The organism is Azospirillum sp. Sh1, from assembly GCF_008365135.1.
Classification (GTDB): Bacteria; Pseudomonadota; Alphaproteobacteria; order Azospirillales; family Azospirillaceae; genus Azospirillum; species Azospirillum oryzae.
In genome coordinates this window covers 1-25645 of sequence record NZ_VTTK01000057.1, presented here as the reverse complement: position 1 = coordinate 25645, position 25645 = coordinate 1, and the positions used below count along the sequence as shown (strand labels likewise).

At 64.9% G+C, this 25645-nt stretch carries 25 protein-coding genes and 1 pseudogene; 12 read left to right on the top strand and 14 right to left on the bottom strand.

Annotation, left to right across the window (positions count from 1 at the left end):
* Positions 1 to 168 precede the first annotated feature (168 nt).
* Both ispH and FZ029_RS30995 read left to right on the top strand, forming a co-directional pair.
* Positions 169 to 1146, top strand: coding sequence for a 4-hydroxy-3-methylbut-2-enyl diphosphate reductase (gene ispH / locus FZ029_RS31000; protein WP_149273850.1), 978 nt, complete (start codon positions 169 to 171; stop codon positions 1144 to 1146).
* An 84-nt stretch (positions 1147 to 1230) separates the two neighbouring features.
* Complete coding sequence (locus tag FZ029_RS30995) at positions 1231 to 1473, top strand: hypothetical protein (RefSeq protein WP_247892583.1); 243 nt, start codon at positions 1231 to 1233, stop codon at positions 1471 to 1473.
* 336 nt (positions 1474 to 1809) lie between these two features.
* On the opposite strand, the gene FZ029_RS30990 is transcribed toward FZ029_RS30995, so the two are convergent.
* The 5 genes from FZ029_RS30990 to FZ029_RS30970 form a co-directional block, all read right to left on the bottom strand.
* The gene (locus FZ029_RS30990; protein ID WP_149273846.1) at positions 1810 to 2895 is read right to left on the bottom strand and encodes a histidinol-phosphate transaminase; all 1086 of its coding nucleotides are present in this window, start codon (positions 2893 to 2895) and stop codon (positions 1810 to 1812) included.
* A gap of 162 nt (positions 2896 to 3057) precedes the next feature.
* Complete coding sequence (locus FZ029_RS30985; RefSeq protein ID WP_149196883.1) at positions 3058 to 3843, bottom strand: amino acid ABC transporter ATP-binding protein; 786 nt, start codon at positions 3841 to 3843, stop codon at positions 3058 to 3060.
* Between the two features lie 30 nt (positions 3844 to 3873).
* On the bottom strand, positions 3874 to 4980 hold the full coding sequence (locus tag FZ029_RS30980) for an amino acid ABC transporter permease (RefSeq protein ID WP_149196882.1): 1107 nt from the start codon (positions 4978 to 4980) through the stop codon (positions 3874 to 3876).
* A gap of 5 nt (positions 4981 to 4985) precedes the next feature.
* Positions 4986 to 6185 carry an amino acid ABC transporter permease gene (locus FZ029_RS30975; protein WP_149273844.1) on the bottom strand — a complete coding sequence of 400 codons (1200 nt, stop codon included), beginning with the start codon at positions 6183 to 6185 and terminating at the stop codon, positions 4986 to 4988.
* A 211-nt stretch (positions 6186 to 6396) separates the two neighbouring features.
* The gene (locus FZ029_RS30970) at positions 6397 to 7416 is read right to left on the bottom strand and encodes an amino acid ABC transporter substrate-binding protein (protein WP_149196880.1); all 1020 of its coding nucleotides are present in this window, start codon (positions 7414 to 7416) and stop codon (positions 6397 to 6399) included.
* A 316-nt stretch (positions 7417 to 7732) separates the two neighbouring features.
* Here FZ029_RS30970 and metC point away from each other — a divergent pair, with 316 nt between their 5' ends.
* From metC to FZ029_RS30950, 4 genes are all read left to right on the top strand, one after another.
* The gene (gene metC / locus FZ029_RS30965) at positions 7733 to 8911 is read left to right on the top strand and encodes a cystathionine beta-lyase (RefSeq protein ID WP_149273842.1); all 1179 of its coding nucleotides are present in this window, start codon (positions 7733 to 7735) and stop codon (positions 8909 to 8911) included.
* A 29-nt stretch (positions 8912 to 8940) separates the two neighbouring features.
* Positions 8941 to 9375, top strand: a complete 435-nt coding sequence (hisI, locus tag FZ029_RS30960) for a phosphoribosyl-AMP cyclohydrolase (protein WP_149273840.1) — start codon at positions 8941 to 8943, stop codon at positions 9373 to 9375.
* A gap of 561 nt (positions 9376 to 9936) precedes the next feature.
* Entirely contained in the window at positions 9937 to 10620 is a 684-nt protein-coding gene (locus FZ029_RS30955; RefSeq protein ID WP_149273839.1) for a calcium-binding protein, read from the top strand.
* A 124-nt stretch (positions 10621 to 10744) separates the two neighbouring features.
* The gene (locus FZ029_RS30950; protein ID WP_247892582.1) at positions 10745 to 11242 is read left to right on the top strand and encodes a PRC-barrel domain-containing protein; all 498 of its coding nucleotides are present in this window, start codon (positions 10745 to 10747) and stop codon (positions 11240 to 11242) included.
* Between the two features lie 84 nt (positions 11243 to 11326).
* Here the strand turns inward: FZ029_RS30950 and FZ029_RS30945 are convergent, their stop codons facing one another.
* Positions 11327 to 12838, bottom strand: a complete 1512-nt coding sequence (locus FZ029_RS30945; protein ID WP_149273837.1) for a TRAP transporter large permease subunit — start codon at positions 12836 to 12838, stop codon at positions 11327 to 11329.
* Between the two features lie 18 nt (positions 12839 to 12856).
* Positions 12857 to 13357, bottom strand: a complete 501-nt coding sequence (locus FZ029_RS30940) for a TRAP transporter small permease subunit (protein ID WP_247892581.1) — start codon at positions 13355 to 13357, stop codon at positions 12857 to 12859.
* Positions 13358 to 13864: 507 nt separating this feature from the next.
* Here FZ029_RS30940 and FZ029_RS30935 point away from each other — a divergent pair.
* Positions 13865 to 15556, top strand: a complete 1692-nt coding sequence (locus FZ029_RS30935; RefSeq protein WP_149273833.1) for a methyl-accepting chemotaxis protein — start codon at positions 13865 to 13867, stop codon at positions 15554 to 15556.
* Positions 15557 to 15609: 53 nt separating this feature from the next.
* Here the strand turns inward: FZ029_RS30935 and FZ029_RS30930 are convergent, their stop codons facing one another.
* From FZ029_RS30930 to FZ029_RS30915, 4 genes are all read right to left on the bottom strand, one after another.
* Positions 15610 to 16374, bottom strand: coding sequence for an arginyltransferase (locus tag FZ029_RS30930; protein ID WP_149273831.1), 765 nt, complete (start codon positions 16372 to 16374; stop codon positions 15610 to 15612).
* 70 nt (positions 16375 to 16444) lie between these two features.
* Positions 16445 to 17422 (bottom strand): alpha-E domain-containing protein, encoded by a 978-nt coding sequence (locus tag FZ029_RS30925; protein ID WP_149196871.1) that lies wholly within the window; start codon positions 17420 to 17422, stop codon positions 16445 to 16447.
* Positions 17419 to 18801: a circularly permuted type 2 ATP-grasp protein gene (locus tag FZ029_RS30920; protein ID WP_247892580.1), complete on the bottom strand. Its 1383-nt coding sequence runs from the start codon at positions 18799 to 18801 to the stop codon at positions 17419 to 17421. The genes FZ029_RS30925 and FZ029_RS30920 overlap by 4 nt, the downstream gene beginning before the upstream one ends.
* A 288-nt stretch (positions 18802 to 19089) precedes the next feature.
* Positions 19090 to 20241 carry a flagellar motor protein MotB gene (locus FZ029_RS30915; protein ID WP_149273829.1) on the bottom strand — a complete coding sequence of 384 codons (1152 nt, stop codon included), beginning with the start codon at positions 20239 to 20241 and terminating at the stop codon, positions 19090 to 19092.
* A 354-nt stretch (positions 20242 to 20595) separates the two neighbouring features.
* On the opposite strand from FZ029_RS30915, the gene FZ029_RS30910 reads away from it, so the two are divergent.
* The gene (locus FZ029_RS30910) at positions 20596 to 21087 is read left to right on the top strand and encodes a flavin reductase family protein (protein WP_149273827.1); all 492 of its coding nucleotides are present in this window, start codon (positions 20596 to 20598) and stop codon (positions 21085 to 21087) included.
* A 23-nt stretch (positions 21088 to 21110) separates the two neighbouring features.
* Here the strand turns inward: FZ029_RS30910 and FZ029_RS30905 are convergent, their stop codons facing one another.
* Genes FZ029_RS30905 through FZ029_RS30895 form a run of 3 tightly spaced genes read right to left on the bottom strand, consistent with a single transcriptional unit; the run spans position 21111 to position 22439 of the window.
* Complete coding sequence (locus FZ029_RS30905) at positions 21111 to 21395, bottom strand: DUF1488 domain-containing protein (protein WP_149273825.1); 285 nt, start codon at positions 21393 to 21395, stop codon at positions 21111 to 21113.
* Between the two features lie 35 nt (positions 21396 to 21430).
* Positions 21431 to 22087 carry a DUF6134 family protein gene (locus tag FZ029_RS30900; RefSeq protein ID WP_149273824.1) on the bottom strand — a complete coding sequence of 219 codons (657 nt, stop codon included), beginning with the start codon at positions 22085 to 22087 and terminating at the stop codon, positions 21431 to 21433.
* A gap of 49 nt (positions 22088 to 22136) precedes the next feature.
* Positions 22137 to 22439, bottom strand: a complete 303-nt coding sequence (locus FZ029_RS30895) for an SCP2 sterol-binding domain-containing protein (RefSeq protein WP_149273822.1) — start codon at positions 22437 to 22439, stop codon at positions 22137 to 22139.
* Positions 22440 to 22610: 171 nt separating this feature from the next.
* Between FZ029_RS30895 and FZ029_RS30890 the strand changes: the two genes are divergently transcribed.
* The 4 genes and pseudogenes from FZ029_RS30890 to FZ029_RS33805 all read left to right on the top strand — a co-directional run.
* Positions 22611 to 24359 (top strand): long-chain fatty acid--CoA ligase, encoded by a 1749-nt coding sequence (locus tag FZ029_RS30890; protein ID WP_149273820.1) that lies wholly within the window; start codon positions 22611 to 22613, stop codon positions 24357 to 24359.
* 114 nt (positions 24360 to 24473) lie between these two features.
* Positions 24474 to 24866, top strand: a complete 393-nt coding sequence (locus FZ029_RS30885) for a MerR family DNA-binding transcriptional regulator (RefSeq protein ID WP_149196866.1) — start codon at positions 24474 to 24476, stop codon at positions 24864 to 24866.
* A gap of 114 nt (positions 24867 to 24980) precedes the next feature.
* Entirely contained in the window at positions 24981 to 25511 is a 531-nt protein-coding gene (locus FZ029_RS30880) for a thioesterase family protein (RefSeq protein WP_149196865.1), read from the top strand.
* Positions 25512 to 25550: 39 nt separating this feature from the next.
* A pseudogene (locus FZ029_RS33805) lies at positions 25551 to 25645 on the top strand (electron transfer flavoprotein subunit beta/FixA family protein); the annotation flags it as partial.

The window sequence follows — 25645 nt, the reverse complement described above, 5'->3', positions numbered from 1 at the left end:
TCGCGGCGGTCCATCGGTTCGGCCTGATCGGTTAACGGGCTGTTGGACCACGACTTTAGTGTCCCAGCTTGACCGGCACAAGACCGCGCGGCGGTTCTATCCCTTGTGACCGTCCGGCGCAGGACCACCTAAGGGCGACCCACTCCACGCAAGGGCGGCACAGCGCATATGACCACGACCTCTTCACCAGCCCTTCGGCCCATGACCATCCTGCTGGCGGCACCGCGCGGCTTCTGCGCCGGGGTGGACCGCGCGATCCAGATCGTCGAGACGGCGCTCGACCGCTTCGGGGCACCGGTCTATGTCCGGCACGAAATCGTGCACAACCGCTTCGTGGTCGAAAGCCTGGAAGCCAAGGGCGCCGTCTTCGTCGACGAGCTGACAGAGGTGCCGGACGGCCGCCCGGTCGTCTTCTCCGCCCATGGCGTGCCGAAATCGGTGCCGCAGGCGGCCGAGGCACGCGGGCTGTTCTATCTTGACGCCACCTGCCCGCTGGTCAGCAAGGTTCACCGCGAGGCCGAACGGCATTACGAGGACGGCAAGCAGATCGTCCTGATCGGCCACGCCGGCCACCCGGAGGTGATCGGCACCATGGGCCAGTTGCCCGACGGCGCCGTGGTGCTGGTGGAGACGGTGGCCGACGTGGCGACGCTCGAGGTGCAAGACCCGGAAAACCTCGCCTTCGCCACCCAGACCACCCTGTCGGTCGACGAGACGACGGAGATCCTGGCCGCCCTCCAGGCCCGCTTCCCCGCCATCGCCGGTCCGAAGAAGGAAGACATCTGCTACGCCACCACCAACCGGCAGGCGGCGGTGAAGGCCATCGCGCCGAAGGTGGACGCGCTGCTGGTGCTGGGGGCGCCGAACTCCTCCAACTCCAAGCGGCTGGTGGAGGTGGCGAAGACCCATGGCTGCCCGGCCGCCCAGCTGGTCCAGCGCGCCGCCGACATCGATTGGAACGCGCTGGCCGGCGTCGCCCGTCTCGGCATCACCGCCGGCGCATCGGCTCCGGAAGTGCTGGTCGAGGAGGTCATCGAGGCCGCCCGCGCCCGGTTCGACGTGACGGTGGAGGAACTCCGCACGGCGACGGAGAACATCGTCTTCAAGCTGCCGCGCGCGTTATCGGTGGAGCGGGAGGAGGTTTGACGACGCCGGAACCCGGTCGCGGGGCGGCGCGTTGCTTCAGGCGGAGCGCACGCTCCGCCATGACGAGCGTGAGGTGAAGCCTTGGTGGGTTGGATCATTCGGACGCTGGTGTTGTGCTTCGTCGTCGGCTTCGTGCTGTCGTTCCTGCACATCGATCCAGCCAGCATCCTGACGAACAGCTGGCAGACGGTGCAGGACATCGTCGCCTTGATGATCGACGCCGGCCGCTGGGCGCTGCCCTACATCCTGATCGGCGCCGTCATCGTGGTGCCGCTGTCGGTGCTCGGGCTGGTGCTGCGCTGGAACCGCACGCGCCCGCCCTCATAGGCGTCGCCATCCGGAACCCGGACAAAAAAACAGGAGGCACCGGAACCGGGGCCTCCTGTGAAACAGGGAGGGTTAGAGACAGTCATAGGTCTACGCCCACCCACCCCGCCCCGCTTTGATGCATGTCAACGGACGGGCACTTTCCGTCGCCCCCCGCCAAAAAGAAAAAAGCCGGAGACATCCATGCGGATGCTCCGGCTCAGTGATACAGGGAGGGTTAGAGACAAGAAGGACCTTATCCGGAAGCGCATAGACCGTTCGTTGATCTGCATCAAAAGAGGCGAAAATCTCCGCGATCCGTTCGCGTCGTACCGCCGCAGCCTCTGGCCGGCCTCGTCAGCCGAGAATCTCCGCCAGCGCGATCACCAGCGCCTTGTTCTCCTCCTCCCGGCCGATGGTGATGCGCAGGCAGTCGGACAGGCCATACTCGGTCACCGGCTTCACCAGGATGCCCCGGCGGGCGAGATGGTCGATGACCGCCTGGATGCCCAGCGACGGATCGGTCGGCACACGGGCCAGCACGAAATTGCAGACGCTGGGATAGACGCGCAGCCCGACCCGCTCCAGCTCGCGCGACAGCCAGGGCAGCCACCGCGCATTGTGGGCGAAGGTCGCCTCCTCATGCTCGGCGTCGCTGAGCGCGGCGGCGGCGGTCAGCTGGGCGGGAAGCGAGACGTTGAAGGCGCCGCGGATGGCATTCACCGCCTCAATCACCGTGGCGGGACCATAGCCCCAGCCGACCCTCAGCCCCGCCAGCCCGTGCATCTTGGAAAATGTGCGGATCAGCAGGACGTTGTCGGAATTCTCGACGATCTCCGTGCCGTCGCTGTAGTCCGGCAGGCGGCAATAGTCGGCATAGGCCGAATCCAGCACCAGCAGCGTGTTCGACGGCAGGCCGGCGCGCAGCCGCTGCACCGCCTCGGCCGGAATGTAGGTGCCGGTCGGGTTGTTGGGGTTGGCGAGGAAGCAGATTTTCGTGCGCTCGCTGGCGCGGTCGATCATCGCCTCCACATCCACCACCATGTCGCGCTCCGCCGCGACCACCGCGGTGGCGCCGGTGGCACGGATCGCCTTGAGGAATCCGCGATAGCCCCGCTCGTGGCACAAAACCTCGTCACCGGGGCCGGCGAAGGCCTGGGCGACCAGATGGATCAGCTCCTCCGACCCGGCGGTGCAGACGATACGGTCGGCATCGATGGAATGACGGCGTGCGATGGCGTGGCGCAGCGGTTCCTGGTCCCAATCCGGATAGCAATGGATGCGCGTGGCCGCTTCGCAATAGGCGTCCAGCGCCAGCGGGCTGGGTCCGAGCGGATTGTGGGTCAGCGACAGGTCGATCCACCGGCGGCCGTCGCGAGGCGGGCGAGCGGGACGGTACGGCTTGATCTGGCCAACGCTGGGACGGGGGCTGAGCAGGTCCATAACCTCGGTCTCCGTAAGCGGATCGGTCGAACAGCACGTCAGGCGACCGATTGAACCGCAAACCGGTGCGCGACGCCACAGGACATTGCGTCGCGCACCCCAACTCGAGGTGTTTTATTTCCAAATAGCAGGCCGGACGGAAGCGCCGGCCTGCTGTCCGGATCAGTGGTTTAGAATTTGGCTGAGGAAGAGGCGCGTGCGATCCGACTTGGGGTTGGAGAAGAACGCGTCCGGCGTGTCCTGCTCCACGATTTCGCCGCGGTCCATGAAGATGACGCGGTCGGCGACCGACTTGGCGAAGCCCATCTCGTGCGTCACGCACAGCATGGTCATGCCGTCCTCGGCCAGCCCGATCATGACGTCCAGCACCTCCTTGACCATCTCGGGGTCGAGCGCGGAGGTCGGCTCGTCGAACAGCATCACCTTCGGGCTCATGCACAGCGACCGCGCGATGGCGACGCGCTGCTGCTGGCCGCCCGAAAGCTGGCCGGGATACTTCCTGGCCTGCTCGGCGATACGCACCCGCTTCAGGTAGCTCATCGCCCGCTCTTCCGCCTCCGCCTTCGGCATCTTGCGAACCCAGATCGGGGCGAGCGTGCAGTTCTCCAGCACGGTCAGGTGCGGGAACAGGTTGAAGTGCTGGAACACCATGCCGACTTCGCGGCGGACCAACTCGATGTTCTTCAGGTTGTTGGTCAGCTCGATCCCGTCGATGACGATCGTGCCCTTCTGATGCTCCTCAAGCCGGTTCAGGCAGCGGATCATCGTCGATTTGCCCGACCCCGACGGGCCGCAGACGACGATGCGCTCGCCCTTCTGGACATTGAGGTTGACGTTCTTCAGGACGTGGAACTCGCCGTACCACTTGTTGACGCCCGTGCAGCGGATGATCTCCTCGCCGCTGAGGGTGTGCTTCGGCTTGGTGCCCTGGGACATGGCCTGGGACATGGGTCTTGCTTCTCCCTTGACGGCGTTGATCTAGCGGCGATGGCCGCGATTCAGGTCGCGTTCCAGCTTCTGGCTGTATTTCGACATGCTGAAGCAGAAGATCCAGTAGATCACGCCGATGAACAGATAGGCCTCGCGGTAGAAACCGCGCCAGGACGGGTCGGACAGCGCGGCCTTCGCGGTGCCGAGCAGGTCGTACAGGCCGATGATGATGACGAGCGAGGTATCCTTGAAGAAGCTGATGAAGGTGTTCACCAGCGGCGGGATGGCGATGGCCAGCGCCTGCGGCAGGATGATCTTGCGCATCTTCTGCCAGTAGCTGAGCCCCAGCCCGTCCGCCGCCTCATATTGCCCCTTCGGGATCGCCTGCAGGCCGCCGCGGATCGCTTCCGCCATATAGGCGGCGGCGAACATGATGAAGGCGATCTGCGCACGCAGCAGCTTGTCGACCGAAACACCGTTCGGCAGGAACAGCGGCAGCATCACCGACGCCATGAACAGCAGGCTGATCAGCGGCACGCCGCGGATCAGCTCGATGTAGGTGACGCACAGCACCTTCACCGCCGGCATGTCCGACCGCCGGCCCAGCGCCAGCAGGATCGATACCGGGAAGGCCACGGCCAGACCGATCACCGACAGGATGATGGTCAGCGGCAGGCCGCCCCACAGCGTGTTCTCGACATAGGTGAGGCCGAAGACGCCGCCCCACATCAGGATCGCCACCAGCGTCAGCCCGGCGGCCCAAACCAGCCCGAACCACGGCTTCCAGAAGCGGCGGTCGCAGCTGGCGACCAGCAGCGCGATGAAGATGCCGATGGTCAGAAGCGGACGCCACTGCTCATCCCACGGGAACATCCCGAACATGATGAAGCGCAGCTTCTCGCCGATGAAGCCCCAGCAGGCGCCGCCGGCATCCTGCCGGCAGACCGTGGAGTTCGAATCGAAGCCATGGGCGTTGACCAGCAGCCATCCGACGAAGGGCGGGATTGCCGAGACCAGCAGCGCCAGGACCAGAATGGTCAGGATGGCGTTGTACCAGCTGTTGAACAGGTTGCTCCGCAGCCACGCGATGGGGCCGACGGTGTTGGCCGGCGGACGCTCGTCCGGCAGGCCGACGCTTTGCACGTTGTCGGTCATGGCCGTTACCGCTCCACCAGCGCGATGCGCTTGTTGTACCAGTTCATGAAGATCGAGATGCTGAGGCTGATGACCAGATAGGTGCCCATGATCATCGTCACGCCCTCGATCGCCTGACCGGTCTGGTTCAGGGTCGTGTTGGCGATGGACACCAGATCGGGATAGCCGATGGCCAGCGCCAGCGAGCTGTTCTTCATCAGGTTCAGATACTGGCTGGTCAGCGGCGGCACGATCACCCGCAACGCCTGCGGCAGGATCACCAGACGCAGCGTCGGACCGCCCGGCAGGCCCAGCGCGCGCGCCGCCTCGGTCTGGCCCCAGTTGACCGCCGTGATGCCGCTGCGCACCACCTCGGCGATGAAGGCCGCGGTGTAGAGCGTCAGGCCGGTCAGGATGGCGAAGAATTCTGGAGAGATCGAGGCGCCGCCGGTGAAGTTGAAGCCGGTCAGCTTCGGCACGTCCATGGCGAGCGGCGCGCCGCCGGCGAGCCAGGTCAGGATCGGCAGGCCGATGATCAGGCCGAGCCCGGTCCAGCCCGCGGGGAACAGCTGCCCGGTCCGATCCTGCCGTGCCCGTGCCCAGCGGGACACGCCCCAGGCGGCGAGGATGCCAACCAGCAGGGCGATGCCCATGTTCGCCCAGACCGGATCGGCGGCGGGCACCGGCACGCGCAGGCCGCGCTGCGACAGGAACACGCCCGGGATCGGGTTCAGCGCCTGACGCACCGGCGGCAGGCCGTCCGACACCAGCGCGTACCAGAAGAACAGCTGAAGCAGCGGCGGGATGTTGCGGATGATCTCGACATAGGTCGAGGCCAGCTTGGCGATCAGCCAGTTGCTGGACAGCCGGGCGACGCCGATCAGCGTGCCGATGATCGTCGCCAGGAGGATGCCGATAACCGACACCTTCAGCGTGTTCAGCACGCCGACCAGGAAGGCCCGGCCATAGGTGTCCTTCGGCGAATAGTCGATCAGCGACTCGCCGATGCCGAAGGCCGCTTCACGCCCCAGGAAATCGTAACCGGTCGCGATCGAGCGCCGCGCGAGGTTGTCGAGCGTGTTGGAAACAAGGAACCAGCCGACCAGAACGACCGCGCCGACCACCAGGATCTGGTAGACGATGGCACGGAACGTCGGGTCGCTGAGGGAAATGGATACGCCACCCGGCGGCGGAGCGCCTTGGGTGGTCCGGGTCTCGGTCGCCACGGACTACTCTCCCCCAACCATCGCGCCCCATACGGTGCCCACGCGGTCCCGGACGTTTTTCCGGGCATTTCCCACACCGTAGGGGATGCGACATGTCTCCCAATGCGGTCCAATGCGCGGGCGTTTCGCTGACGCCCTTCGCGACCGCTCCTCTACCGGAAGGCCGCCCCCGGCAGGTTCCCGACGGGCGGCCTTCAAACGGTGGTTCGCCTTACCGGAACGGCTGCGCGTACATCAGGCCGCCCTTGGTCCACAGCGCGTTCAGGCCACGCTCCAGCTTCAGCGGGGTGCCCGGGCCGACGTTGCGGTCGAAGATCTCGCCGTAGTTGCCGACCTTCTTCACGGTGTTGTAGGCCCACTTCTCGTCCAGGCCCAGGGCCTTGCCCATGCCCGGCGAGGTGCCGAGGAAGCGCTGGATGTCCGGGTTCTTGGAGTTGGCGAACTCGTCGATGTTCTTGGAGTTGATGCCGAACTCCTCCGCCTGGATGGTGGCGTAGACCGTCCACTTCACGATGTCGAACCACTGGTCGTCGCCATGGCGCACGGCCGGGGCCAGCGGCTCCTTCGAGATGACTTCCGGCAGGATGACATGGTCTTCCGGAACCGGCGCGACACCGGCGCGGGTGCCGGCCAGACCGGACACGTCGGTCGTCAGCACGTCGCAGCGGCCGGCGAAGTAGGCCGCGTTCACCTCGTCGTTCGACTCGATGACGACCGGGTTGTAGGTCATGTTGTTGGCGCGGAAATAGTCGGCGAGGTTCAGTTCGGTGGTGGTGCCGGACTGGACGCAGACGGTGGCGCCGTTCAGCTCCTTGGCGCTCTTCACGCCCAGCTTCTTCGGAACCATGAAGCCCTGGCCGTCATAATAGGTGACGGGGGCGAAGTTCAGGCCGACCGAGGTGTCGCGGGTCAGCGTGGCGGTGGTGTTGCGCGACAGCAGGTCGACTTCGCCCGACTGGATGGCCGGGAAGCGCTGCTGCGCCGACAGCGGGGTGAACTTGACCTTGTTCGGGTCGTTGAAGATGGCGACGGCGACGGCACGGCAGTAATCGACGTCGAGGCCGGTCCAATTGCCGGCGCTATCGGGATTGCCGAAACCCGGCAGGCCAGCATTGACGCCGCACTGCACGAAGCCGCGCTGCTTGACGGTGTCGAGCGTGGCAGCACCGGCGGCGGCGCTGGCGGTAATGACCACGGCCGCCGCGGCGGCGGCGAGAAGCCCTGACTTCATAATTATTAACTCCACCCTGTTCTTGCGTTCTTCGCATTTGAGCGGTCTGACGACGCGCCGACCACGCCGGCCAAGTGAACCCCGGGGCTCCCTCGCGGGCCGCCCCTGTGGGGATCGCGACGCAGCCATGCGCGTGGGACAAGAGTGTATCAAGTTGATCCCGCTTGTCGAATCATCCGTGCATTTGTGGTGATACCAGACTATACCGCCCGCTGACGGCACTTCGGCGCAATCGGCGTTGGCCGTGGGGCCTTCGGAATGACACAATGTTCGGCTCCGCCGCACCGGGATGCCGCACCAGCCAAACGGACAGTCGATGAAGGACGTCACGAAGGACACGATTCTCGTTCATGCCGGCCGCGATCCGCGGAACAACCACGGCATCGTCAATCCGCCGGTCTATCACTGTTCGACCGTGCTGTTCCCGACGCTGGACGCGCTGGAGGAAAGCGACCGGAACATGCTGACAAGCGTGAACTACGGTCGCATGGGCACGCCCACCACCTTCGCCTTCGAAGAGGCGGCGGCGGCGCTGGAGGGTGGCTATCGCGCGGTAAACACCGGCTCCGGCCTCGCCGCCATCGCCATCGCACTGTCGGCCTTCACCAAGGCCGGCGACCATGTGCTGATCACCGACAGCGCCTATGGCCCCACCCGCCGCTTCGCCAAGGAGACGCTGGCGCCCTATGGCGTGGAGGTCGAGTTCTACGATCCCTGCATCGGCGCCGGCATTTCGGCGCTGCTGCGGCCGAACACCAGCGTGGTCTTTCTCGAATCGCCGGGCTCCCTGACCTTCGAGGTGCAGGATGTGCCGGCCATCGCCGCCGCGGCGAAAAAGGTCGGCGCCACGGTGATGATCGACAATACCTGGGCGACGCCCCTGTTCTTCCGCCCCTTCGACCATGGCGTCGACCTGTCGATTCATGCCGCCACCAAATATATGGTCGGCCATGCCGACGCGATGCTGGGCGTCATCACCTGCCGGGATGAAGAGAGCTGGACCGTGGTGAAGAAGACCGCCACCCGTTTCGGCGTCTGCGGCGGGCCGGACGACCTCTATCTCGGCCTGCGGGGACTGCGCACCCTGTCGGTGCGGATGCGCCAGCATCAGGAAAGCGCTCTGGCGCTCGCGGACTGGCTGGCCGCCCGGCCGGAGGTGACGCGCGTGCTGCACCCCGCCCGCCCCGATTTCCCCGGTCACGAGTTGTGGAAGCGCGACTTCACCGGATCGAGCGGCCTGTTCTCCATCATCATCGATCAGGTTCCGCGCAAGGCGCTGGCGGCGATGCTGGACGGGATGGAGCTGTTCGGCATGGGCTACAGCTGGGGCGGGTTCGAAAGCCTGATCCTGCCGACGCGGCCGGCTGCGGTGCGCTCCGCCACCCGCTGGACCGATCCGGGACAGGTTCTGCGCCTGCATGCCGGCCTGGAAAGCCCCGACGACCTGATCCGCGATCTCGAGGCCGGCTTCCGCCGGATGGCCGCCGCCCTCTGAGCGGCGGGCCTGTGAAGGAGTGATTTTCCATGACGGACACACCGTCGATCGACGCCACCCCCTTTGAAGAGGTGCTGGCCGCCATCCGCTTCACCGCCGACGGCCTGGTTCCGGCAATCGCCCAGGCCGAGGGCACCGGCGAAATCCTGATGATGGCCTGGATGAACCGCGATGCGGTGATGGAGACGCTGTCCACCGGCCGCGTCTGTTATTGGTCGCGGTCGCGCGGCGGCCTGTGGCGCAAGGGCGAGACCTCCGGGCAGGTGCAGCGGCTGAAGGATTTCCGGGTGGATTGCGACGGCGACACCCTGCTGCTGATCGTCGAACAGAACGGCGTCGCCTGCCACACCGGCCGGCGCAGCTGCTTTTATCGGGCTTGGCGGGCCGGAAAGCTGGAAACGATCCAGGAGGTCGAAACCGACCCGTCAATTCTCTATGGCGGGCATTCGCACAGCCACGGCTGAGCGGGAGGACCATGGGGACGCGGTTCGGCGCCGCCGCCGGATTTCTTGATCCACATCAAAGCGGCACCCCCGCCAAAGGGTATACACACCTTCTTGTCTCTAACCCTCCCTGTATATGACTGCGCCGGGCGCTCCTTATGGACGCCCGGTTATTTTTTGTGCCGGCCCCCGGATCCGCAATCGTGGACAGCGGGAGGCGCATTTGCGCCGCCGATCCTCTTTCGGACGATCCGTTCCGACAGTGCATTTGCCTGCGGCCTACTGCCCTCCCCGTCCGTGCATCGCCTTCGGCCGGCTGCCCTGTGCCCTTCCGCCGGCTCGGAACTGCCCATAAGAGGAACAAAGTCTCTGTTCCATCACAGAAAGATCCCGCTTTCGATCACAAATGCGTCGAATAAAGAAACATTAAATATGATAAATCAAATCAAGGTTCAGTTATCTGTGTCATCTCTCCCTGTCCCGTTTGTACTGCCCCTTTATCGCTTTTCGACCGGCCCGGCCCCATGGTTAACATCTGGTTAATCGTTAACAGCACGTTAACGGCACTGATGGAGAGACGCCATGCGCCAGTTTTGGGGGACTTCGAACAACGACGCCATGACCGGCACCGCCTATGACGACCGGCTCGACGGTCTGGATGGCGACGACCGCATCAACGGCGCCGGCGGAAACGACCTGCTGTATGGCGAACGCGGCAATGACTCGCTGATCGGCGGGCTGGGCAACGACCAGTTCCATGGCGGCGACGGCAACGACTGGCTCGGCGATCCCTATGGCGGCAACGAGGCCGGCAACGATTCGATGTGGGGCGATGCCGGCAACGACCAGCTGTTCGGCGGCGACGGCAATGATTGGCTGAACGGCGGCACCGGCGACGACATCGTCAAGGGAATGCGCGGCGACGACACGATGATCGGCGGCGCCGGCAACGACACGCTGTACGACAGCTATCGCGACGGCGGCGCCGACCTGTTCCAGCCGGGCACCGGCAACGATCTGATGGTCAGCTACACCGACGGGCAGATCGACCGCTTCCTGATGGAGCAGGCTCCCGGCGGCTTTGGGCAGGACACCGTCAACTATTTCGAAAAAGGGGTCGACCAGATCGAGTTCCATGGCTACGCCGCGTGGGAGATGGGCATGACCAGCAGCGGCTCGACCTCGGTCTTCACCTTCACCGACGGTTCGTCGCTGACCGTGGACCAGATCGGGCTGAGCGCCGGTCACGATTTCATCTTCACCTGACCTGTCCGGATGGAGGTCTTTTGCGGGCGATGGGGTCACCCCGTCGGCGCGAGGGACCTCCGGCCACGCTCGTGCTGTTTTAGGGGCGGACATTTCCGCGCCGTCAGCAAAAGGGCCAAGACCGATGGATCACCGCCGCCTTTCCCTGCGCATGCCCCTCCCCACCCTGTCGGCTCTGGCAATCCTGCCGGTTCTGGCCCTGCCGGTTCTGGTATTGGGCGCCTGCGCCAGTTCCGACATGGGCGGCGTCCCATCGGCCGAAGTGGCCACCAAGCCACCGGTGGAACTCGTCGGACTGACCGTGCAGACGCCGGACGGCCGCCGGATCCTCGGCAACGTCAGCGATCTCGTGATCGGACCGACCAACCGGGTGGAACAGGCGATCGTCACCGTCGGCGCCCCGCGCTACCCAAACGAGCACAAGGTGGTGGTCGCCAGCGACAACCTGCGCTACGCCCGCAATCGTCAAGCGGTGATCCTGACCGGTATGACGGCGGAGGAGTTCGCCGCCCTGCCGCCCGTCGCCGGAAGCGACCGCATGGTTTCGCTCGGCAGCGGCGGGGCTCTCCCCTCCACCGGAACCGCGCCGACCAACTGGGCCGGTGCCACCAAGTCACGCTGACCCTTTCCCCTGTGAATACGCATCAAAAAGAAAGGGGCCGGATGAACCGGCCCCTTTTGCTTGTCCAGCTTGTGACGGTCGCCGTCACTTGCCCTGCAACTGTTTCATGATGTCGTCGTTCGGGCTCGACTCAGGCTGCGCCGGAGCGCCGAAGGGCGGAGCGACCTCCTGGTTGTCGAAGGCCGGAATTTCGATCTTCACGTCGTCCAGGTTGATCTTCGGTCCCTTGTCGCGGCCGGCATCGACCAGCTGCGGGAAGGAGATGACGAGGGCCACCATGATGATCTGGATGACGACGAAGGGAACCGCACCCCAATAGATCTGGCCGGTGGTGATCTTCGCGATCTTCTTCCCGGTGATCTTGTCGAGGTAGTCGGTTTTCGGCGCCACCGACCGCAGGAAGAACAGCGCGAAGCCGAAGGGCGGGTGCATGAAGCTGGTCTGCATGTTGACGCCCAGCAGCACGCCGAACCAGATCAGGTCGATGCCCAGCTTGTCCGCCACCGGCCCCAGCAGGGGGACGATGATGAAGGCAAGCTCGAAGAAATCGAGGAAGAAGGCCAGCACGAAGACCAGGATGTTGCAGACGATCAGGAAGCCAAGCTCGCCGCCCGGCAGGCTGATCAGCAGATGCTCCACCCACAGGTCACCGTTCACTGCGCGGAACACCAGGCCGAACACGGTCGAACCGATCAGGATGAACACCACGAAGGATGACAGCTTGCCGGTCGCATCCATCGCCTGACGGATCAGGCTCCAGCTCAGCTGCCGCTTGGCAAGTGCCAGCAGAATGGCACCGGCCGCGCCCATGGCGCCGCCCTCTGTCGGGGTGGCGATGCCGATGAAGATGGTGCCCAGAACCAGGAAGATCAGCACCAGCGGCGGCACCAGCGAGGTGATGACGCGCAGCACGAGCTTCCACCCGCGCAGGGTCCGGGCCTCCGGCGGCAGCGCCGGCACCATTTCTGGGCGAACGATGCTGGTGAGCAGGATGTAACCGGTATAGAGCCCGGTCAGCACGAGGCCGGGGATCAACGCGCCGGCATACATGTCACCAACCGAACGGCCGAGCTGGTCGGCCAGGACGATCAGCACCAGCGACGGCGGAATGATCTGCGCCAAGGTGCCCGAAGCGGCGATCACGCCTGATGCGATACGACGGTCGTAGCCGTAGCGCAGCATGATCGGCAGCGAAATCAAGCCCATGGAGATGACCGAGGCCGCGACCACGCCGGTCGTCGCCGCCAGCAGCGCGCCGACGAAGATCACCGCATAGGCCAGACCGCCACGGATCGGACCGAACAGCTGCCCGATGGTATCGAGCAGATCCTCGGCCATGCCCGATCGTTCGAGGATCAAGCCCATGAAGGTGAAGAAGGGGATCGCCAGCAGCGTGTCGTTGCGCATGATGCCGAACACGCGTTCCGGCAGCGCCTGCATCAGTGCCGGGGTCAGAAGACCCAGCTCGATGCCGATCAGACCGAAGACCAGTCCGTTCGCGGCAAGCGCGAAGGCGACCGGGAAACCCATCAACAGGAAGAACACCAGCGCGCCGAACATCAGCGGCGCCATGTTGGCGGTTACGAACTCGACCATCTGGGGTGCTCCCGGTCCTTAGGAATGGCTGTGCATCTTCTCGCCCGGCTCATCACGATGGCCGGTGAGAAAGCCGATGCGCTTGATCAGTTCCGAGACACCCTGCGCGGTCAGCAGGAAGAAACCGACCGGGACCAGAAGCTTCACGGGCCAGCGGATCAGGCCGCCGGCATCGCTCGACATTTCGTTGGTGACGAAGCTGTCCATGAACATCGGCCAGGACAGCACCATGATCAGGATCGTCATCGGGAACATGAAGAAGATGATGCCGAAGATGTCGACCCAGGCCTGTACCCGCTTGGAAAAGCGGCCCAGCACGATGTCGATGCGGATGTGTTCGTTGCGCAGGAAGGTATAGCCGGCGCACAGCAGGAACACAGCCGAGAACAGATACCATTGCAATTCCAGCCACGCATTGGAGCTGGTGTTCAGCCCATAGCGGACCACCGCGTTGACGGAGCTGACGACGACGGCGACCAGCACGAGCCAGTAGGCGAGCTTGCCGATGCCTTCATTCATGGCATCGATCAGCCCACTTAGTCTGAGCAGACCTCTCAAAGGAGAAACCTCCCTGTTGCGGGGGCGCGGCTTGGGCCGTCCCCTTTTGCTTTTGTTGCAGCCGCGCTGCGCGCGACAGGTAGCGACCCTCTCTCGGTTGGAGGGTATACCAAAAGATAGGATTGAACGGGACTATTCCTTTCCCGCCCCCCAGCGGCAAGGGCTACGTTGGAGCTACGTAGAATCCCGTAGATGCGCACTGCGGAATGCGTCGCAAATCGCAGCGCCTGCGTCACTTCGCCACACCACAGGTCCAGCCGCATGGGTCGCCGGTCGATCATGAAACCGACCATCGCCGGCCAAGCCCTTGCTTTTCTTGCAACTCCACATAACGGAGCCCGATGGCGCATTCCTTGCTCAGACGGTCGGATGCCCTATCGAAGACGCCCAAAGAGGCGTGGCGATATGGTGTCTGCCGGTTTTAGGACCTTTCCAATCAGCACCGTTGCATTTTGCAGGAGATGGGGAATGACGTGGCTATCGAACATGACGGTTCGAATGAAGTCGATCGCTTCCTTTACAGCAGTAATAATCATATTTATTGCGTTTGGAGGCTTCTCTATCCTGCAGATGTCGTCGATGAACGATAAGTCTCTCGAAATCAGGAACAATTGGCTTCCGTCCGTGGCTGCCGTCGCCAATCTTTACACGTTGTTCGATTACTACCGCATCAACGAGGGTGCGCACATCATCTCAACCTCGGATGAGGGCATGCGCGTCGAAGAAAACACCCTGGAGGAGATTCTTAAATCTTTCGAACAGGCCGATAAGATCTATGCGGCCATGCTGACGCCGGGATACGAGACCGAAACCTATCGGGCGTTCAAGTCAGCATGGGACGGTTATCTGAAAACCAGCAAAACCGTTCTGCTTCCACTCTCGCGCAAGAACCAAACCGAAGAAGCCGGTTCCGTCTTCCGTGGACAGGCAAGAGATCAGTATAGGACGGCAAAAGGCCTTTTGCAGAAGCTGATCGACTTCAATACGCGCGAGGGCGCAAAGGCGGCTGACCAAGGCCAGAACCTGTACGAAAACGGCAAAATCCTCATCATGGTTTCTTCCGGCCTGGTTGCCGTGATCTGCATCGGCATCGCTGTTTCCATGCTGTCCACCGTGGTTCGGCCGATCCAGAAGCTGACCACGATCATGGGCCGTCTCGCGAACCGGGAACTTTCAGTCGCCGTCGATGGAACGGAGCGGAAGGACGAGTTGGGCGCCATGGCCAGAGCGGTCCAGATCTTCAAGGACGGTCTGATCGAGGCCGACCGGCTCGCCGCCGCCGAGGCCGTCGAACAGCAGACCAAGGCACGGCGTACCGCGGCGATCGAGCGTCTGCTGGCCTCCTTCGAGACGTCGTCCGGAGCCGCGCTGCGCACCGTGGCATCGGCCGCGTCGGAACTGGACGCCACCGCGCACGCCATGTCGGCGATGGCGCAGCAGACCAGCAGCCAGGCCACCGTCGTGGCGTCGGCCGCCGAACAGACCAGCGCCAACGTCCAGACGGTCGCGACCGCGACCGAGGAGATGGCCAGCTCCATCCGGGAGATCGGCAGCCAGATCGCCCGCTCGGCCGACATTGCCGGCAAGGCGGTGACGGAGGCGGCGCAGACCAGCGACGCGGTGCGCAGCCTCGCCGATGCAGCCCAGCGGATCGGGGCGGTCGTCGAACTCATCAACTCCATCGCCAGCCAGACCAACCTGCTGGCCCTGAACGCCACCATCGAGGCGGCGCGGGCGGGAGAGGCCGGCAAGGGCTTCGCCGTGGTCGCCAGCGAGGTGAAGAGTCTCGCCGGCCAGACCGCCAAGGCGACGGAGGAGATTGCCGGCCAGATCGGCGCCATCCAGCAGACGACCTATGGCGTGGTGACGGCGATCACCGGCATCGGCGGCACCATCGGCCGCATCAACGACATCACCACCGGCATCGCCGCCGCGATCGAGGAGCAGAGCGCGGCGACCAACGAGATTTCGCGCAATGTCCAGCAGGCCGCCGCCGGCACGCAGGAGGTGACGGGCAGCATCGTCCAGGTCAATCAAGCCGCAGGCGAGGCCGGCAATTCCGCCGATCAGGTGCTGGGCGCCGCCAGCGAACTGTCCAAACAGGCAGAGTTGATGCGCCGGGATGTCGAGAAGTTCCTGAGCGACATCAAGGCAGCCTGACGTCGGCGGTCATCTGGGAAGGGCGCATCGCCGTTGGTGCGGCGGCGATGCCTCTACTCTCCACTCCTGATCGGTCCGTCCATGTCCCGAGCGATCCCGGCCGGGCGCCAGCCGTCCTCGCCCAGGCATTCCAGCGGATGGAACTTCGCCTTGTAGGCCATCTTTCGGCTGTGGGCGATCCAATAGCCGAGGTAGACATAGGGCATGCCGGCCAGCCGCGCCCGTTCGATCAGGCCCAGGATCATGAAGGTGCCCAGGCTGCGGCGGTCCTGCGCCGCATCGTAGAAGCTGTAGACCGCCGAATAGCCGTCCGACAGCCGGTCGGTCAGCATGCAGCCGACCAATTGGCCGCGCTCGTCCCGCGCCTCCAGCAGGTTGGTATCCGCCCTGCCCTCGTCCACCATGGCGGCGAAATCACCCATCGCCATGCGGGCCATGTCGGAATCGCCATGGCGGGAGTTCTGGTAGAGCGCGAAAAGCCGGTACTGCTCCGACGTGGCGTAGGCCGGGCGTTCCGCCAGCGTCACCCCTTCGTTCAGCTTCAGCACCCGACGCTGCGACCGGGTCGGCACGAACTCCGCCACCGGCACGCGCACCGGCACGCAGGCCTGGCAGTTGGGGCAGACGGGCCGATAGACGATGTCGTGGCTGCGGCGGAAGCCGGCGCGCGACAGGGTCGAGTTCACCTCGGTCGCGAAGGGACCGATCAGGCGGGTGAACAGCTTGCGTTCCACACGTCCGGGCAGATAGGGGCAGGGCATCGGCCCCGACCGGAAGAATTGCTGCAATGGACGCTGCGGCGGCTGGATGACCGACATTCTGACCGACAACCACCACGACAGTGAGGAGGAGGCGGAGGAGCGTGAAACCCCTCCGCCGGACCTGAGCTTACTGCGACTGGCTCTGAACTGCCAGAGGAGGCTGTACGCCGAAGAAGGCTTGCGCGATCTCCGTGGTCACGATGCTCAGCTGCAGCTGTATCCAATCGAGATATTCGTGCAGGCCGTCGCGCAGCACGGCATCGATCGGACGGGACAGCAGCGCGGCCAGCAGCTCGTCCACCCGCTCCATCGCCGCCGACCCGCCGCGCAGGTCGTAGCGCGAGCGCATCCGCGTCAGCACCCCGTCGATCTGCCGCACGCACATCACGACAGAGCGCGGGAACCCCTCGTTGAACAGCATGAAGCCGGCGACCGTGGTCGGCGACATGCCGCGGGGATAGACGCGACGGAAGGCGTGGTAGCCGGCGGTGCAGCGCAGCACCGTCGTCCACTGGCTGACGTCCAGCGTGGACCCGACCTCGGCCGACGACGGCAGCAGCGTGTGGTACTTGATGTCGAGCAGGCGCGTGGTCTGGTCCGCCCGCTCGATATACTTGCCCATCTGATAGAAATACCAGCCCTGGTCGCGGTAGAAGGTGCCCTCGGTGATGCCGGTGTGGGTCTGGCATTCTTCCTTGATCCAGGTGCAGACCTTGGACAGGTTCTGCGTCGCCACGTCCTTGACCGACATCTCCAGCAGCTTGTTGTGGAACACGTTGATCTGTGTCCACATCTCCGTCGAGATCCAGGGGCGCAGGGTCCGCGCATTCTCCCGCGCCATCCGCAGCATCGACAGCAGCGAATTATGGTTCTGCGCGTCGAACATGTAATAGTGGATCACCGCTTCCGCCGTCGGGCGGTCGTGGCGGCTGAAGAAGTCCTTCTCGTCGGCGTTCAGCTGGACGATGGAGAACCAGTTGGTGGCCCCACGGGTGTCGCGCGCGAAGGTTTCGTGCACGTCCAGAATGCGGGCCAGATTCTCGGCCCGTTCCATGTAGCGGGCCATCCAGAAAATGCACTCGGCGTAACGGGACAGCAGGTTCATGCCGCACCACCTTCCAGAACCCAGGTGTCCTTGGAGCCGCCGCCCTGGGACGAATTGACGATCAGCGTGCCCTTCTTCAGCGCCACGCGCGACAGGCCGCCGGGCAGGACCCAGGTGCTCTTGCCGGTGATGGCGAAGGGGCGCAGATCGACATGGCGCGGCTCGATGGCATCGTCGCAGACGGTCGGGCAGACCGACAGGTCGACGACCGGCTGGCTGATGTAGTTGGACGGATCGGCCAGCAGCTTGGCCCGGCAATCCTCCAGCTCCGCCTTGCTGGCGCGCGGGCCGATGGTGATGCCGTAGCCGCCGGCCTCGCCCACCGGCTTCACCACCAGATCGGCCAGATTGTCCAGCGTGTATTGCAGGGCGTCCGGCTCGCGGCAGATGCGGGTGTCGACGTTGGGGATGATCGGGTCCTGGTCCAGGTAGTATTTGATCATCCGCGGGACGTAACAGTAGACCGCCTTGTCGTCGGCCACGCCGGTGCCGATGGCGTTCGCCAGCGCGACATTGCCCTTGCGGTAGGCCTCCAAAATGCCGGGTACGCCCAGCAGGCTGTCGGGATTGAAGGCCTTGGGATCGAGGAAGGCGTCGTCAAGCCGGCGGTAGATCGAATGGACCGGAGCCAGACCGTTGGTCGTCTTCATGAAGACGCGGTCGTTGTCCACCACCAGATCGCGCCCCTCCACCAACGGCACGCCCATCTCGCGCGCCAGGAAGATGTGCTCGAAATACGCTGAATTGTAGGTGCCCGGCGACAGCAGAACCACCTGCGGATCGTCGACCGGCGCGATCTCCATCATGGCATCGAGCAGCTTGTGGCCGTAATTGTCCACCGGGCGGATGCCGATGTCCTGCAACAGGTCGGGGAAGACCCGCTGCATCATATGGCGGTTCTCCACGACATAGGAGACGCCGGACGGAACGCGGCCATTGTCCTCCAGCACGCGGAAGGTGCCGTGACGGTCGCGCACCAGATCGGTGCCCATGATGTGGATGTAGGTGTTGAAGGGAACGTCCAGCCCGATCATCTGCGGGCGGAAATTATGGTTCCCCTCGACCAGATCCCGCGGGATCACCCCGTCCTTCAGGATCTTCTGGTCATGATAGATGTCGTGCAGGAACAGGTTCAGCGCGGCGACCCGCTGGGTGACGCCTGCCTCCAGATGCTTCCATTCCGGTGCGGAGATCACCCGCGGGATGACGTCGAACGGCAGGATGCGATCGACGGCGTCCTTGTCGGAATAGACGATGAAGGTGATGCCGAGATTGTATAGCTCCCGCTCCGCATCCTGCGCACGGCGGCGCAGTTCATCGAAGTCGAGCGCGGCCAGCCTCTGGCGGATCAGCGCCGTATGTTCGGCCGGCAAATCCATGGCTCCGAACAATTCGTCGAAGTACAGGCCAGGATTGTAGGATGACAAAAGGTCGGACGGTTTGCCCTCGGGTACGCTCACAGACTCCCCCGCGCTTGTATCTGACCGATCATCGCGGGCCGGGCGGCATCGCCCCGGCCATGTCGCATTGTGCAGGAAGTATGACCCAACGCCGCGCGCTTTGAACAGGGCAAACGCGCGTGCCGTTGTGCGACGCGATGACAAAGCAAGAATTCGGAAGCGTGCGATTCCGGAAATTAGCGCCAAAGTACCGGCGGCACCGAAGACTTATCGTGCTTTGGTGGGGGCGCCGCCGCCGCCGGACTGGCCGCCGGCCGCGGGTGCCGCCTGGGTCTCGCGCAGCAGGACCATGGTGATGCGGCGGTTGCGCGGGCTGTTGGGCTGATCGGCGACCAGCGGGTCGCGGTCGGCCTTGCCGACGACGTCCTGGATTCGCGACGGGTCGATGCCGCCGGTCAGCAAGGCGCGGCGGGTGGCATTGGCCCGCTCGGTCGACAGATCCCAGTTGTCGCGGCCGGAACCTGAGGGGAACGGTGTGGAATCGGTGTGGCCGCTGATCGACAGCTTGTTGGGCAGCTTCGACAGCGCCTTCGCCACCTGCTGCACCAATTGGCGGGTCTGCGGATACATCTGGCCGGAGCCGCCGGGGAACATCGACACGCGATCCTGGTCGACGATCTGGATGCGCAAGCCTTCCGGCGTCTGGTCGATCATCAGGTTCTGGGCCAGCGGCTCCAGTTCCGGCACCGACTGGATCGCCTGACGGATCTCGGTGGCCGCCTGCTGGAACTGGCGGGCCTCCTTGGCCGCGCCCTGCAGGCTGTCCATCGCCTCCTTCACCCGCTCGCCGAAGTCGGACAGCTTCTCGCCGGGCTTCTGGCCGGGGATGCCCAGCTGCTTGGCCATCTCCTCCATCCGCTTCTGGAACTCGGCGCGGGTCTCGTTCGGCTTCTGGTCGGCGACGTCGGCGTCGGAGGCCGCGCCATTCGCCGCCGAGTCCTTGCCCGATTTTCCCGGACCGGTGCCCTGTCCGGGTCCGACGGCCGATTCGGTCGGGTCGTCGGCGTCGTCGGTCTGCTGCGACGAATAGCCGGGCGGACCCGACACCGGCACATCGGCCGACATCGGCGAGCTGGGGGAAATCTGCGCTCCCGGCACCGTGATGGTCTTGCCGCCCAGCATGCCGCCGGAGCCGGACTGTTCGCGGCTGACCGACACGGGCGAGAAATAGTCGGCGATGCCCTTGCGCTGGTCCGACGTGGTGACGTTCAGCAGCCACAGCAGCAGGAAGAAGGCCATCATCGCGGTCACGAAGTCGGCATAGGCCACCTTCCACGCACCACCATGGTGGCCGCCGTGCCCGCCCTTCTTCTTCTTGATGATGATTGGCCGCTCGTCGCCGCCGGAATTCCCGCTCATGCCCTGGCCGTGGCGAATGGTTCGAGGCCCGAAGGCCGATTTCCGCGCGCGGCGCCGCGGTGGACGCGGCGGCTGTCCGCCGCGGCAAAACCCTGACCGGGTTTGATTAAGATCCGTTTAACGACGTTGCCTCCAGGGGAGGTGCGACGGAGACCGGGCGGAGGTCGGGCGGAGATGCGGGGCAGATGTGGCGGGGGATGCGACGGAGATGCGGCTTGCACCGGATGGCGTGCTGGATTAATTCGCGGTATTTCCTACTTTCAATGTCATCTTCGGCCACTCAGGGGGCCTTGCACGGGTCCCCTGCCGTCTTCTCCGCCAGCCCCTCCACTTCGGCCCACACCACAGGACGTCATGACCACCGAACAGCCGATCGATCCCCTTGCGTTCCGTTCCGCCCTCGGCTGTTTCGCCACCGGGATCGCCGTCATCACCACAATCGCGCCAGACGGGCTGCCGCTGGGGGTGACGGTGAACTCCTTCTCGTCCGTGTCGCTCGATCCGCCGCTGGTGCAGTTCTGCCTGGGCCGCGCCGCGATGTCCTTCGAGGCCTTCAACGTCGCGCAGCATTTCGCGGTGAACATCCTGGCCGCCGACCAGGAGGAGCTGTCGAACCGCTTCTCCCGCCGCGACCTGCAGGAGCGCTGGGCCGGGCTGGAGACCACCACCGGCCGCGGCGGCGTCCGCCTGCTGACCGGCTGCCTCGCCACGCTGGAATGCGACCGCGAGCATCTGCTGGACGGCGGCGACCACGTCATCGTGCTGGGCCGCGTCCGCAATCTGACCTCACGCGAGGACGGCGACCCGCTGCTGTATTTCCGCGGCCGCTACGCCCATCTGGATTGATTTGCGGGGGCTGACGCTTCGGTTCAGCCGGCCGCGCGGTGAAGGTCGCGGCCGGTCAGGTGGATGTTGGCATCGGGGTCGAGCGCGCGGGACATGATGCGCTGTTCGGTCGCCCGTTCGAACAGGGGGCGGTTCATGCAGACCTGCTGAACCGCCTCGTCCGGCTTCGGCGTGTGGCCGACGATGCCCTGCAGCGTGCGGCGGGTGACGAAGACCCGGCCCTGATATTCCCCGACCTGCACCGCGAACTCCACGGCGTCGGCCTCCTCGTTCCAGAAGGGGTCGTCGGGAAACAGGAAGATGGGCATAGGGTCCTCGTTCAAACAGGAATCGTCCGCGGAAATCACTTCAGGACATAGGTGATATCATAGCCGCTGCGTTTGAAGCGCGTCTTCAGCAGCGTGCCGTCCGCCGCATACCACAGGTCGCGTTCCACATCGCCTTCGATGCGGTGATGGGCGGCCTCGATCGCCTTGCCGCCGGCCTCCACCGTCTCCGCCCCGATCTTGCGCGAAGCCACCTTGTAGGGAGTCGCGTCGATCACCGACAGAAGCTCGCGGTGCTTCAGCACGTCCGTCGTCCACAGCGTCAGCGGCAGGGCACTTGCCGGTGCCTGCTGCGGCTTGCCGTCCACGACCAGCCGGTAGCCGCCGGGATCGCGCGCCATGTCCATCTTGTGCGGGGTACCGTCGTCGTCGGTGGTGGCGGTCATCGATTCCAGAACGCCGCCCTTCCACATCTCCTCCCGCTTGTGGTCGTAGCGGAAGTTGATGAACAGCACCTTCACCCGCGTGGTGGCGGTGACGGTGACCTTGGTGCGGTCACCCTGCGGTTCGATCTTCACCTGTTCGGTGCCGATGGGGTCCTCGCCCATCAGGATCTGGTAGGTCAGCGTACGCGCGGTCGCCTGCGCGGAGGCCGCACCCGGCAGACCGGTGAGCAGAGTGGCCGCCATCAGGGCAGCGGAAAGGGTGGCGCATTTGGTGCGCATCGTCGTCATGTTCGTTTCCTCCCGGTTGATTTGGTGGGCGGCTCTTCCGGCCGCTTCATCAGTCGTCCAGCAGCTGCGCCAGCTTCATCGCGACACCCATCGAGCCTTCGACCTTCAGCTTGCCCATGGTGAAGGCCAGCATCGGGTTCAGCTTGCCATTGATGAGCTTCTGCAGGTTTTCCGGCGAAATGCGGATGGTGCAGTCGGACTCGGCGTCGTCGCGGCTGATGCTGATCGGGCTGGTGCGGCCGTCGACCCGGATCACCTCGCCCTCCTTGCCCAGCAGGAAGCGGACCGAGGCGTTGAGCGAGCGCAGATCGCCGCTGCGGCTGCGCAGTTCCTGCAGAATGTCGTCGACCATGAAAGCGTGCCCTCAGGATTGTTCGTAGGACTGGTCTTGACAGTAGGCGCGCATTACGTTTACGTCAACGTCATAACGAAAGCGTTTCAGACGCCCGCCGCTTGTCGATGCCGCCGTTCGGTGCCGGCCGTCAGGTGATCCGGAACGCGCCACCGCCAAGGGGAGCGAAGCATGCCCGAGCCGCTTGCGCAGAGCGCCAATCCGCCGACCACCATTGCCAATGGCGCCGCCGCCAATGACACCGTCCATCCCTGGCTGGCGCACTATCCCAAGGGAATCGCCTGGGACCAGACCTTCACGCCGATGCCGCTGCACATGCTGTTCGAGGAGGCGGCCGGGCGCTATGCCGACCGTCCCTGCCTGGACTTCATGGGCCGCCGCTACACCTACGCCGAGGTGCTGGCCCTGGTGAACCGCGCCGCCCGCGGCTTTCAGGATCTGGGCGTCGGGCCGGGGGTGCGGGTGGGCTTGTGCCTGCCCAACTGCCCGACCTACGTCATCTCCTACTTTGCGGTGCTGAAGGCCGGCGGGACCGTCGTCAACTACAACCCGCTCTATGTCGAGCGGGAGTTGGAGCACCAGATCACCGACTCGCAGACCGAGATCATGGTGACGCTGGACCTGAAGCAGATCTACCCGCGTGTCGGGGCGATGCTGACGCGCACGCCGATGAAGCGGATCGTCGTCTGCCGAATGGCATCGATCCTGCCGGCGATGAAGAAGGCTCTGTTCAGCGTGCTGAAGCGCGGTGAACTCGCCGCCGTGCCGCGCGACGACCGCCATGTCGATTTCGACAGCCTGCTCGCCAATGACGGCACGCTGCGGCCGGTGCGCATCGACGGGCTGCGCGACGTCGCCGTGCTGCAATACACCGGTGGCACCACCGGCGTGCCCAAGGGCGCGATGCTGACCCATCACAACCTGCTGTCCAACGCGCGGCAAGTGCAGGCCTGGTTCCCCGAGGTGGCGCTGGGCCGGGAGCGCATGCTGGCGGTCCTGCCCTTCTTCCATGTCTTCGCCATGACCGTGGTGCTGAACATGGGGCTGGCCTGTGGGGCCGAGCTGATCATGCTGCCGCGCTTCGAGACCGAACAGGTGCTGAAGACCATCGCCAGACGCAAGCCGACGCTCGTCCCCGGCGTGCCGACCATGTACAAGGCGCTGCTGGGGCACCCGCAGGTCGGCCGCTATCCGATGACCTCGATCCGCTACTGCATCTCCGGCGGCGCGCCGCTGCCGATGGAGCTGAAGCGTCAGTTCGAGACGGCGACCGGTTGTGTGCTGATCGAAGGCTACGGCCTGTCGGAAGCCTCCCCCGTCTGCGCCGCCAACCCGCTGAACGGCGTCAACAAGGAGGGGTCGATCGGCCTGCCGCTACCCGGCATCGCCATCGAGATCCGCGACCTGGAGGACCCGGCCCGCAAACTCGGCATCGGCGAGAAGGGCCAAGTGGCGATTGCCGGACCCAACGTCATGGCCGGCTACTGGGGCCGGGCGGAGGAAAGCGACCGCACCGTGGTCGACGGATTCCTGCTGACCGGCGATGTCGGGACAATGGACGAGGATGGCTACGTCTTCCTGCTCGACCGTTTGAAGGACCTCATCATCTGCAGCGGCTACAACGTCTATCCGCGCATGATCGAGGAAGCGATCTACCAGCATCCCGACGTGGTCGCCGCCTGCGTCATCGGGCTGCCCGACGATTACCGGGGCCAGACGCCGAAGGCCTTCGTGCAGTTGAAGCCCGGCGCGAGCCTGACGGCGGAGGCTCTTCGCGACTTCCTGCGCGACAAGATCTCCCGCATCGAGATGCCGACGGCGATCGAGTTCCGCGAGGAACTGCCGAAGACCGCCGTCGGCAAGTTGTCGAAAAAGGAACTGATCGCCGAGGCGAACCAGGCTCTATCGAACGGAGGATGACCCGAAGTCACCGCGTTGACCCAGACGTAAAGGGAAGCCTTATCACGCGACGGCAGCTGTGCTACCAAACGGAAGGCGCATTGTGCCGAACGCAAACAAAAGGTCTTCTCAGGGATGGAACAGCTCTACACGGTCAACCAGCTTGCGGAGGAGCTGGGCATCACGCCGCGGGCCCTGCGCTTCTACGAGGTCAAGGGGCTGCTGGCGCCGAACCGCGTCGGCAACAACCGGGTCTATACCAAGCGCGACCGCGCCCGGCTGAAGCTGATCCTGCGGGGCAAGCGCCTGGGCTTCTCGCTGGCCGAAATCCGCGAATATCTCGACCTCTACAACGTCAATGGCGGGGTCGAGCAACAGAAGAACCTGTTGAAGCGGGTGCAGAAGCGGTTGAAGGACCTCGCCCAGCAGCGTGAGGACCTGGAAGCCACCGTGCAGGAGCTGCGCGACATCGAAGAGCAGGTGAACAACACCCTGGCGGACCTGAAGACCGCCGCGAAGGACAGCTGACCGGTCGGGCGCCCGTCGTGCGCCGATCGGCCCTGTGGAGGGGGGAGATCGGAGCATGATGGGACAGCGACATCCGCGGGCGGCCTGCGATTCCTTCAAGGCGGGAGATGGGCGATGAACCTGATCTTCCGCCTGCTGGCGGTCGCCGCCGCCGCTATCTTTGCTGCGTGGCGCGGTCGACGCTCGGGATTGCTGGAGCCGTCGGCGCTGCGTTTCCGGGTCTGGCCGACCGACCTGGACATCAACCTGCACATGACCAACGCGCGCTATTTCAGCGTGATGGATCTGGGTCGCACCGACCTGATGATCCGCGTCGGTCTGGGGCCGGCGATCCTGCGCAACCGCTGGCAGCCTGTGTTGGGCGGGGCGACGATCCGCTACCGCCGGTCACTGCGGCCGTTCCAGAAATTCACCCTGGTCAGCCGTGTGCTGTGCTGGGACGACAAATACATCTTCATCGAACACCGCATGGAAACGCGCGGCGGGCTGGCGGCGATGGCCGTCGTCCAGGGCGCCTTCGTCGGAAGCCGGGGCGTGGTCGCGCCGGCCGAGGTGCTGGCAGCCCTCGGAACCACCGCGGCTTCCCCGCCAATTCCCGATGCGGTCGCAGCCTTGCGCGGGCAGCCCCTGTCCGCCGCCGCCTGAACGGTTACAAGAACACCATTCGAGAGGAGACACGCCGTCATGAAGGTACTGGTGCCCGTGAAGCGGGTGGTCGACTACAACGTGAAGGTCCGCGTCAAGGCGGATGGCAGCGGCGTCGAGACCGCCAACGTGAA

Bases quoted from the DNA above. Each gene is read 5' to 3' on its own strand.
- FZ029_RS30935 (WP_149273833.1), top strand. From the start codon at position 13,865: ATGACGTGGCTATCGAACATGACGGTTCGAATGAAGTCGATCGCTTCC.
- FZ029_RS30920 (WP_247892580.1), bottom strand. From the start codon at position 18,801: ATGGATTTGCCGGCCGAACATACGGCGCTGATCCGCCAGAGGCTGGCC.
- FZ029_RS30895 (WP_149273822.1), bottom strand. From the start codon at position 22,439: ATGGTCGACGACATTCTGCAGGAACTGCGCAGCCGCAGCGGCGATCTG.
- FZ029_RS30885 (WP_149196866.1), top strand. From the start codon at position 24,474: ATGGAACAGCTCTACACGGTCAACCAGCTTGCGGAGGAGCTGGGCATC.
- FZ029_RS30980 (WP_149196882.1), bottom strand. From the start codon at position 4,980: ATGACCGACAACGTGCAAAGCGTCGGCCTGCCGGACGAGCGTCCGCCG.
- FZ029_RS30900 (WP_149273824.1), bottom strand. From the start codon at position 22,087: ATGACGACGATGCGCACCAAATGCGCCACCCTTTCCGCTGCCCTGATG.
- hisI (WP_149273840.1), top strand. From the start codon at position 8,941: ATGACGGACACACCGTCGATCGACGCCACCCCCTTTGAAGAGGTGCTG.
- ispH (WP_149273850.1), top strand. From the start codon at position 169: ATGACCACGACCTCTTCACCAGCCCTTCGGCCCATGACCATCCTGCTG.
- FZ029_RS30970 (WP_149196880.1), bottom strand. From the start codon at position 7,416: ATGAAGTCAGGGCTTCTCGCCGCCGCCGCGGCGGCCGTGGTCATTACC.
- FZ029_RS30890 (WP_149273820.1), top strand. From the start codon at position 22,611: ATGCCCGAGCCGCTTGCGCAGAGCGCCAATCCGCCGACCACCATTGCC.
- FZ029_RS30940 (WP_247892581.1), bottom strand. From the start codon at position 13,357: ATGAATGAAGGCATCGGCAAGCTCGCCTACTGGCTCGTGCTGGTCGCC.
- FZ029_RS30990 (WP_149273846.1), bottom strand. From the start codon at position 2,895: ATGGACCTGCTCAGCCCCCGTCCCAGCGTTGGCCAGATCAAGCCGTAC.
- FZ029_RS30910 (WP_149273827.1), top strand. From the start codon at position 20,596: ATGACCACCGAACAGCCGATCGATCCCCTTGCGTTCCGTTCCGCCCTC.
- FZ029_RS30925 (WP_149196871.1), bottom strand. From the start codon at position 17,422: ATGAACCTGCTGTCCCGTTACGCCGAGTGCATTTTCTGGATGGCCCGC.
- FZ029_RS30880 (WP_149196865.1), top strand. From the start codon at position 24,981: ATGAACCTGATCTTCCGCCTGCTGGCGGTCGCCGCCGCCGCTATCTTT.
- FZ029_RS30985 (WP_149196883.1), bottom strand. From the start codon at position 3,843: ATGTCCCAGGCCATGTCCCAGGGCACCAAGCCGAAGCACACCCTCAGC.
- FZ029_RS30950 (WP_247892582.1), top strand. From the start codon at position 10,745: ATGGATCACCGCCGCCTTTCCCTGCGCATGCCCCTCCCCACCCTGTCG.
- FZ029_RS30930 (WP_149273831.1), bottom strand. From the start codon at position 16,374: ATGTCGGTCATCCAGCCGCCGCAGCGTCCATTGCAGCAATTCTTCCGG.
- FZ029_RS30955 (WP_149273839.1), top strand. From the start codon at position 9,937: ATGCGCCAGTTTTGGGGGACTTCGAACAACGACGCCATGACCGGCACC.
- metC (WP_149273842.1), top strand. From the start codon at position 7,733: ATGAAGGACGTCACGAAGGACACGATTCTCGTTCATGCCGGCCGCGAT.
- FZ029_RS30945 (WP_149273837.1), bottom strand. From the start codon at position 12,838: ATGGTCGAGTTCGTAACCGCCAACATGGCGCCGCTGATGTTCGGCGCG.
- FZ029_RS30905 (WP_149273825.1), bottom strand. From the start codon at position 21,395: ATGCCCATCTTCCTGTTTCCCGACGACCCCTTCTGGAACGAGGAGGCC.
- FZ029_RS30915 (WP_149273829.1), bottom strand. From the start codon at position 20,241: ATGAGCGGGAATTCCGGCGGCGACGAGCGGCCAATCATCATCAAGAAG.